The organism is Psychromonas hadalis ATCC BAA-638 (genome assembly GCF_000420245.1).
GTDB lineage: Bacteria > Pseudomonadota > Gammaproteobacteria > Enterobacterales > Psychromonadaceae > Psychromonas > Psychromonas hadalis.
Genome location: NZ_ATUO01000345.1, coordinates 1 through 1,109 on the forward strand (window position 1 = coordinate 1; position 1,109 = coordinate 1,109).

At 36.1% G+C, this 1,109-nt stretch carries 1 protein-coding gene; it reads left to right on the top strand.

The window, feature by feature from the left end:
* Positions 1-85: 85 nt before the first annotated feature.
* Entirely contained in the window at positions 86-736 is a 651-nt protein-coding gene (locus G322_RS0119480) for a hypothetical protein (RefSeq protein WP_022943312.1), read from the top strand.
* Positions 737-1,109 lie beyond the last annotated feature (373 nt).

Here is a 1,109-nt window from a genome sequence, read left to right on the forward strand (position 1 = left end):
GGGCTCTCGTTCGTTCCTCACTCATTTTAGCCCACAATTTTTAGCCCGTTAATATGGGCGTTAAACCGACATGAGAGTTACTCATATGACAGATAATGAAATAGATTCTGCTAATTTAGAAAAAGAACTCTATGACGATTACGACAATTTTAAAATTTATAGAGATACGTTACTTGAACGAGATCAAAAGGTATCAGAAGGTCTTGATAAAGCAATTTTAGCTATTTCAAGCACTGCATTAGGGTTGATTTTTGCTTTTAGCAAATCAATTTGGTTACAAGATAACCTTACTGCAATAAGTTTATTAAAATTTAGCTGGTTACTTTTAGGTTTGTCTCTATTTTGTGTTCTATCTAGCTTAGTTATTTCTGGTTTATTGAATCATATTTATAGACACAAATGTGATCGTATATTAGAAAATAGAGCTGTGATGATTGCTGATTTAAGGGAGAAGAAAGATGAGATACCCCAAAAACTAGAATTTGAAGAAGCTAAAAAAATTACTATTTTGAATAATGTGTTTCATTTCAGTGGACCAGTATTTTTAATTATTGGTGTTTTATGTGTAGGTATATTTTTTAATTTAAACTTTGGAGTACAAAATAATGAGCAAAAGACCAGTGCCACCATCGAAGCCTGTACCGAGTCGATTACCGGAAAGGCAAGTTACAGTGCAAGTTCCGCCTCCGCCACCACCTCCAAGAAAACCGCACAGAAATGTGGAGTAATAAAATGAATATCGATGATCGTCCAATAATTCCAAATCAGGTTCCACCACCCCCTCCTCCACCAAATAAGCCTCCTGTAAAGTCGGTTTAACAAGGCGTTTAAACGGAACTAAAACAGTTGGTTAGGTTCCGCTTCGCTGCACATTATAACCAACTATTTTAGTCCGCTTAACGCGGCGTTAGTTGCCCTGAAAATTGATGTTCATATTTAATTTTCAAAGGTTATAAATTAGAGCCAGTTTATTGAATTAAAAAATCAACATTGCGTTGTGAGTTCACTAAGTCTGCTCATACCGCCTGATAATGCTGTCACTAATAGTCGTCTGCGCGTGTTAACCAAATAGGCAGCTTGCGCCATTAATTCTTGCTTTTTATAGGGCG

Excerpts from the sequence above, each read along its gene's own strand:
- G322_RS0119480 (WP_022943312.1), top strand. The coding sequence starts at position 86 with ATGACAGATAATGAAATAGATTCTGCTAATTTAGAAAAAGAACTCTAT.